7 protein-coding genes are annotated in these 7440 nt (G+C 36.6%); 6 read left to right on the top strand and 1 reads right to left on the bottom strand.

From position 1 onward, the window contains the following. Positions 1-514: 514 nt before the first annotated feature. From QZ265_RS08730 to QZ265_RS08720, 3 genes are all read left to right on the top strand, one after another. Positions 515-1312 (top strand): SDR family NAD(P)-dependent oxidoreductase, encoded by a 798-nt coding sequence (locus tag QZ265_RS08730; protein ID WP_296405371.1) that lies wholly within the window; start codon positions 515-517, stop codon positions 1310-1312. Between the two features lie 473 nt (positions 1313-1785). Further along, positions 1786-2328 (top strand): ferritin, encoded by a 543-nt coding sequence (locus QZ265_RS08725; protein ID WP_296405369.1) that lies wholly within the window; start codon positions 1786-1788, stop codon positions 2326-2328. A gap of 134 nt (positions 2329-2462) precedes the next feature. After that, complete coding sequence (locus QZ265_RS08720) at positions 2463-2672, top strand: hypothetical protein (RefSeq protein ID WP_296405367.1); 210 nt, start codon at positions 2463-2465, stop codon at positions 2670-2672. A 173-nt stretch (positions 2673-2845) separates the two neighbouring features. Here QZ265_RS08720 and hemH read toward each other — a convergent pair whose 3' ends face one another. Then, complete coding sequence (hemH, locus tag QZ265_RS08715) at positions 2846-3865, bottom strand: ferrochelatase (RefSeq protein ID WP_296405365.1); 1020 nt, start codon at positions 3863-3865, stop codon at positions 2846-2848. Positions 3866-4314: 449 nt separating this feature from the next. Here hemH and QZ265_RS08710 point away from each other — a divergent pair, with 449 nt between their 5' ends. From QZ265_RS08710 to QZ265_RS08700, 3 genes are all read left to right on the top strand, one after another. Further along, the gene (locus QZ265_RS08710; protein ID WP_296405373.1) at positions 4315-5598 is read left to right on the top strand and encodes a homoserine O-acetyltransferase; all 1284 of its coding nucleotides are present in this window, start codon (positions 4315-4317) and stop codon (positions 5596-5598) included. Then, entirely contained in the window at positions 5595-6209 is a 615-nt protein-coding gene (gene metW / locus QZ265_RS08705; protein ID WP_296405363.1) for a methionine biosynthesis protein MetW, read from the top strand. The genes QZ265_RS08710 and metW overlap by 4 nt, the downstream gene beginning before the upstream one ends. Before the next feature lie 404 nt (positions 6210-6613). After that, positions 6614-7195 carry a tetratricopeptide repeat protein gene (locus QZ265_RS08700; RefSeq protein ID WP_296405362.1) on the top strand — a complete coding sequence of 194 codons (582 nt, stop codon included), beginning with the start codon at positions 6614-6616 and terminating at the stop codon, positions 7193-7195. Positions 7196-7440 lie beyond the last annotated feature (245 nt).

The raw sequence follows: 7440 nt of genomic DNA, 5'->3' as shown, positions 1-7440 counted from the left end.
TCGATAAATTTTTCTACTTTTAAAGCGTAGGTATTTAATTTTGTTCAATTACTTACTTTGTTATTAGGTATTCATATGTTTTTAGAGCATGATGTATTTATGCAAGATGAATTCATAGTACAATAAATTCATAGCTTAATATGTCAATAGCACATGCTATTAACTGGCTATATTTTAATAACACATGTCATTAACTGGCTTTAGCGAATACTATTGTCTTATAACTATAAGCTACTCAGTCTATTAACTCTTCGTATAAATTGTTAATTATCATGTCGTAGAGTCACGTATATATTATTGATGCGTTTTATATTTTTATAAAATAGACCATTTGAATCTTTCAGATCACTTATTCATACAGTTAATATAATTTTATTTATTGCAGCTTTATATATTTTTAAATATGGCTTAGACTTAATAAGCACAAAAAGCATTAATTTTTTCAATAAAATGGATAAATTAATGTCTGTTTACTAATTTAATATTATGTTATCTAAGATAAGGACATTTGATAATGGCAAAACTAACTGTTTTAATAACAGGCGCATCACGAGGCATCGGTCTTACCACTGCAAAAAAACTGGCTTCAAAAGGCCATAATGTTGGTTTATTTGACATTGATGTCACTGAACTTGAATCTGCCATTAAAGATAAAGCGTTTAAAAAAGCTATTGGCTCTAAATCTATCGCTCATGGCAACTTAGATGTCACCAACCCAGAAGATTGGGACAGCGCTATTGCAGAAATGAATGATAAGTTCGGTGGAATTGACGTACTCATCAATAATGCGGGTATTTTGGTGACTGGAAACTTGCCAGACTCTCAGTTAAGTGCACAATTGAAGCTGGTAGATATTAATTGTAAAGGTGTGTTAGTTGGCTGTCATAAAATTGCCTCGCAAATGACAGGTGGTGAGCATCATAAAATTATTAACCTATCTTCGGCCTCAGCAATTTATGGTCAGCCCGAGATAGCACCCTACTCTGCTAGTAAGTTCTTTGTTCGTGGTTTGACGGAAGCATTGAACATTGAATTTGAACCAAAAGGTATTAAAGTCGTTGATGTCATGCCACTTTGGGTGCAGACTGATATGACTAAAGGGGTGAAGGTAACAAGCATTGATCGTTTGGGACTGAATTTAACGCCAAACGACGTGGCAAAAGTCCTTTATAAACTGGCTACCTCTCCAAATGCAAAACTGCATAAAACGCATTATCCAGTAGGCATGCCAGCGAAACTTCTAAATTCATTAGCTCAGTTATCACCAAGTGTTTCAATGACCCGCTTATTTAATAAAGTTGTTGGCGCATAGACTTTAATGACTTAGCAATTGTGCTGTTAAACTATCTAATGTGGCGCTATCTATAGTTTGTTAGCTCAATAGCTGGTTTAAAAAGTATTTTTAATTTAAGCTGGCATTGTGCCAGCTTTTTTTATTAACTTACTTTAAGTCGAAAATAGTTCAACCTTAACCTTATTATGAATTGAAATTCTAATCTTGATTTATCACAAGCGTTTTTAAATCAATACTATTGTAAATGCTACTTTTAATAATTAACTAAATTAAAGGTTACATCATTTAACTTCACTCACAGAATACGAACAAGTCATAACTCAGTTTTACTCATAATGCTATATTCAACTCCTATAATGAATGGGCATAATATTTATTGATATTAATCTACTATCTATTAAAAATTTAAAGCTATTAAAAATTTATAGATTAACCTTTGTAATTTTTTACCATAAAAATCATTCACTAACCATAATATTTAGGATAAAAACATGAGTGACAAACGTATTTCTGACAGTATGGAACAAGCGCTTAACGAACAAATGAATAATGAAGCCGCTCAAGCACAAGCTTACTTAGCTTTAGGCGTTTGGGCCGAGTCTAATAATTATGCTGGTATTGCTGATTTCTTTTATAAACATTCAGAAGAAGAACGTCAGCATATGTTCAAATTCTTAGAATACATCCAAACTAGAGGCGGTGAAGCTAAGATTGGTTCAATTCCTGCTCCTCGTGACAATCCAGTAGATTTAGAGACTTGCATTGAAGATGTATGGCATCATGAACTTGATAACTCGAAGAAGATATATGCGCTAGTTGATAAAGCTTTAGAAGAAAGAGATTGGGCTACTTTTAACTTTTTACAGTGGTTCGTAAAAGAGCAGATAGAAGAAGAAGCATTAATTGATGACCTTCGTGATAAATTTGCATTGGCTTCAGAAAGCAAAGACAATAATGCCAATTTCTATTCTTTAGACCGAGATATGGCTAATGCGTCTCAAGAAGCTGAACTGCCACAAGATAAGACACTATAGCTAATACTTTAGGCTGTTTTTAATTATTGGTGATATTAATAATTTTCATTGCAGTCAGCTAAATTACAGCAAGTATTAAATTTAGATTCATTAAATCAAGTTACCAGAGCAATGCATGCAACGAGGAGTAATTTATGCAAGACCCTAATAATAGTTTAGATTCTAACGATAACTTAGAAGGCATAGATGCTGAGCAAGGTTTAACGCCGATGCATCGTCAAAATATTGATGAATCTCGTATCGATGAAGTTTTAGTAGATGATGCTATAGCAGGTTCAGATTACCCTGATATACGTGATATTGCTGACAACGATGCTGTTTCTCACAGCTTTGATGATGAATAATTAGTCCAATTGCTTTTGTATTAACTGTTAATTGTCCCTAATTTTAGAACCGTATATTGTTATGCGGTGCTTTTTTAATGAATGAATACTTTTATATGATACAAATGTATTTATAATGATTAGCTGCATTTAAAAATACTAGTTAATAGACTGCAACTCGATTTTTAAACTATTTACGCCCAACCATTTAGGGTGGCTGCCCATCCTGCAGCCAACGGTTTTGCCAGAGCCTCCATAAGATCTATATGCGCTTCATCAGAATTTAAAGCAGGAATATAATGATACTCTTGGCCACCGGCATTGATAAAATTATCACGGTTTTCCATGGCAAGCTCTTCTAAAGTTTCCAGACAATCGGCTGAAAAGGCGGGACTGACTACCTGTACTGAACGAACGCCAGATTTACCCCACTCCTCAAGCGTGACATCAGTATACGGTTTTACCCATTCTTGTTTGCCAAAACGTGACTGAAAACTGATAATCCATTCATCGTTTGCCAATCCCAATGCATGTGCTACCTGAGCGGCAGTACATTTACAACGCTTTGGATACGGATCACCTTTATCAGCATAAGGCTGCGGAATACCATGAAAACTAAACATAAGCTTTTCAGGCTTTCCATGTATCGCTTGAAAACGCTGTATCGACTCTACCAATGCTTTGATATAAAGCGGGTGGGCAAAATAATCTTTGACAATAGTGTAGTTGGGCAAGTTGCGCTGCTTTAAAGTCCATTTAGTTAGGGCATCATAAACCGCACCACCAGAGGTTGCTGAATACTGAGGGAATAATGGCAATATAACAAAATGGTCCACGCCTTCACTTCGCAGTTTATCCATCACATATGGCAATCCAGGATTGCCATATGACATGGCAGCATGTACCGAAACCTCAAAAGGCGCCAAACTACCGTCTAGACGAGCCTGTAATTTGGCAACTTGCTCACCTAAAATTCTACGAATCGGCGAATCACCTTCCCAAACACTGGCGTAAGCTTCTGCAACACGCTTTGGGCGGCTGGGCAATACAAATAAATTAAGAATAATCGCCCATAAAAACTGAGGAATCTCAATAACCCTTGGGTCAGATAAAAACTGTTTTAGATAGCGACGTACTGCTGGCGCTGTCGGCTCATCAGGGGTGCCAAGATTAACAAGTAAAATTGCAATACGGGGAGGCTTATTGGGTTTCATAGTACTATGAATGTCCTTGCTGAAGCTGATTTTAGGAAAATATTAACGCATCAAACGCTTTTATATTATTATAAGTTACTCAGTGCTTAAACTTTAGCGTTTTAGCAGTTTATTAATAGCACATGAGTGTAATTTTAAGCGCTTAAATTTATAAAGGTCATTCAATTGTTGATTAACAACGCATATTGATTGTTCACAAAGCTTAAGTGTACCATTATTAAAGGCTGATTTACCAAAGTCACATCAATCATCACTTTCATATCACTTTCATTTTTAGGTCAAATTATTATCAAATTAAGGCTTCATAGATGATAAATAGATAATGGTTTTATTGCCAAAGATGCAAGTTGTACTTATAAGCCCTTACGCCTACAATAGCTAAATCCTGAAAACATCGCTAATTTTTTCATACTTAAATAATAAACATCATTTTTGAGGTAATTTTGAGTATTCCATCTAGTACCCGATCAACCCCGATAGATCCAAAGTTTGTTAATTCTGTGGGCATCGTAACCCCGCAGACGATGCATTTTGATACCCCTCTTATTTTAGAATGCAATCGAACTTTAACAGAGTTTGACTTGGTTTATGAAACTTATGGGGAGTTAAATGCGGATAAATCCAATGCAATTCTAATCTGTCATGCATTATCGGGCAGTCACCATGCTGCAGGCTGGCACAGTGAAGATGATTTAAAACCGGGTTGGTGGGACAATATGATTGGTCCTGGCAAGTCGATCGATACCACACGCTTTTTTGTGGTTTGTCTTAACAACATTGGCAGTTGCCATGGCTCAACTGGTCCTACCACGCTCGTCCCTGAATCTAGTGAATATGGTAAGCCGGGCGCACCGTATGGTCCAGACTTCCCATTAATTACCATCAAGGACTGGGTAAAAACCCAAGCTATGCTCTCTGATCGTCTAGGCATTGAAGTGTGGCATGCAGTGGTGGGAGGCTCAATGGGGGGTATGCAGGCTTTACAATGGTCAGTTGATTATCCACAACGTTTAAAGCGCAGCGTTATCATTGCCAGCACTCCAAAACTGTCCGCTCAAAATATTGCCTTCAATGAAGTGGCTCGTCAATCGATATTATCCGATCCTGAGTTTAATAAAGGGCGTTATATAGAAGCTGGCACTTACCCCCGCCGTGGACTTATTCTTGCCCGCATGGTAGGTCATATCACTTATCTGACCGAAGATGCCATGAAGTTCAAATTTGGTCGTGACTTAAAGTCTGGCAAATTCATGTATGGCTATGACGTAGAGTTTCAGGTTGAAAGCTATTTGCGTTATCAAGGTGAGCGCTTCAGCAAAAACTTCGATGCCAATACTTATTTATTAATGACCAAAGCTTTGGATTACTTTGACCCCACTCGCGACTATGTCAACAATGACACTTTATCAGATTTAGAAGCTCTAAAACAAACCTTAAAGCATACTCAGTGTCAATTTCTTATCGTTTCATTCACTACCGATTGGCGCTTTGCTCCTGCTCGATCACAAGAAATTGTTGATGCATTAATGGCCAATGACAAACAGGTAAGCTATGTTAATGTCGATGCACCGCATGGCCATGATTCTTTCTTATTTGATATTCCACGTTATATGAGTGCCATTAAAGGCTTCTTGAACGCGCCTTTTTTAAACCATTACAAAACCAAACCTACAGCCACATTGCAACGTAATAATCGTAATACCTCAATAAATACGCAGGAGAGCCTAACATGAGAATAGATCATGAACTTGCCAAACAGTGGATTGCTCCGCATTCTCGCGTGTTGGACTTAGGCTGTGGCGATGGCTCGTTATTAGAACATATGCAACATTCGCTAGGCGTAACGGGCTACGGTCTTGAATTAGACGAGGCGAATATTAACATTGGTATTTCTAAAGGATTAAATATTATAGAGCAAGACCTAAATGATGGCTTGGCGCGGTTTGCTGACAATAGCTTTGATACTGTGGTAATGGCACGTGCCCTACAAGCTGTTAAATCGCCAGATACTTTACTATTAGACATGCTAAGGGTTGGCCGAGAAGCGGTAATTACTTTTCCTAACTTTGCACATTGGCAAAATCGTTTGCACTTAGGATTAAAGGGTTTAATGCCTGTGTCTGAGGCATTGCCTTATGAATGGTATAACACGCCTAATATTCACCTTTGCACTTTTAAAGACTTTGAGAAACTATGTACAGATAATGATATTAAAATAGTCAATCGTTTTGCAGTGACCGATTCTAGCTCTAAAAGACATTCGCCATTAATCACTTCTATTATTCGTAGAGCACCCAACTTATTGGCAGATGTGGCTATTTATAGAGTAACTAAGACAAAGTAAAGGTCAAAATATAAGTCAAAATTACCGTCAAAATAATAAATTTTATTCAAGCTGTTTGACTGGTCATAGGCGTATATTTATTGCTTAAACCTTTCTGGTATTACTTGGTTACAAATGACTTGAGTAATTTGACTGTTAATTTATTGTTAAAAGCTAATTTTAGGTTAACAGCGTTTGAGTTTCGTCTTTTTGGATGGTAAGCTATGTAAATCTTGTCGACTATATGTTATCGACACCATAAATCTAATTAAATTCACATTGCCATTATCTTCTAAATCAACTCTTAAATTAACGCATGGATAAGTCGTTAATTTGGATTTTTTAGGGAATAAGTATTTATAAAATAATGCTGAGCATTGTTTGTTTCTGTTTTTTTTAAATACAGTCAATTTCGGATAACTTATATGAAACTTTTAAAAGCTACTCTATTCACTGCCATGTTTGCTATCACTGGCTTGTCTCATGCTGACCTAGTTGCAAACATTCCATTGGATGTATCTCGTTTTGAAATGATGAATATCAATGAATTAACGAGCCGTGCAAATCAAGGTAATGACCATGCTCAGTTTTATTTAGCCAAACGCTATCAGAAAGGAGAAGGTCTTGCTAAAAACTCACAAAAAGCTATTGAATGGTATACCCGAGCTGCCAACCAAAACGTTACTCCAGCTCAGTTAAACCTAGGTATTATGTATGCTCGCGGTGAAGGTGTAGCGGTTAACGAAAATCAAGCCCGTTATTGGTTAGAGCGTGCGGCAAAACGTGGTGATAACCGTGCCAGTTACACCCTAGCTTTAATCGATGAAAAACAGCGTAAACTGGTTGACGCTTATAAGTGGTATGAGCTTGCGGCTCGTGATGGCATGTTGAATGATGAAGTTCGTACTAAAGCTCGTGGTAAAATTGGTCAATTAGCGCTTAACTTATCAAGTTCAGACGTAGCGAATGCACGTAATCAAGCAGATAGCTGGTTTCAAAGTAATTAATACAAGTCAGCTAAGTCTTTATTAACTTTGTTTTAAGCGTCAATGAGTTAAAGTTAAGTATTTAAACTAAGAACTTAAATTTAAACTGTGTAACGTTGATGATTAAAATAGAAACCTAGCCTTTGAGCTAGGTTTTTTTTGTTTCGATTTTGCCTATATTGGTTATGACATGAGTTTTCTAAACTTTTTTATAACTTAGATTAACACACCAAGTGCAACGCTACGTAATATTAAAGAACACCTGA

It is taken from the genome of Psychrobacter sp. (assembly GCF_018260395.1).
Taxonomy (GTDB): domain Bacteria; phylum Pseudomonadota; class Gammaproteobacteria; order Pseudomonadales; family Moraxellaceae; genus Psychrobacter.
Note: the sequence above shows the minus strand (reverse complement) of the source record. Positions and strands in the feature narration are given on the sequence as shown.

Excerpts from the sequence above, each read along its gene's own strand:
- QZ265_RS08725 (WP_296405369.1), top strand. The coding sequence starts at position 1,786 with ATGAGTGACAAACGTATTTCTGACAGTATGGAACAAGCGCTTAACGAA.
- QZ265_RS08730 (WP_296405371.1), top strand. The coding sequence starts at position 515 with ATGGCAAAACTAACTGTTTTAATAACAGGCGCATCACGAGGCATCGGT.
- QZ265_RS08700 (WP_296405362.1), top strand. The coding sequence starts at position 6,614 with ATGAAACTTTTAAAAGCTACTCTATTCACTGCCATGTTTGCTATCACT.
- QZ265_RS08720 (WP_296405367.1), top strand. The coding sequence starts at position 2,463 with ATGCAAGACCCTAATAATAGTTTAGATTCTAACGATAACTTAGAAGGC.
- hemH (WP_296405365.1), bottom strand. The coding sequence starts at position 3,865 with ATGAAACCCAATAAGCCTCCCCGTATTGCAATTTTACTTGTTAATCTT.
- metW (WP_296405363.1), top strand. The coding sequence starts at position 5,595 with ATGAGAATAGATCATGAACTTGCCAAACAGTGGATTGCTCCGCATTCT.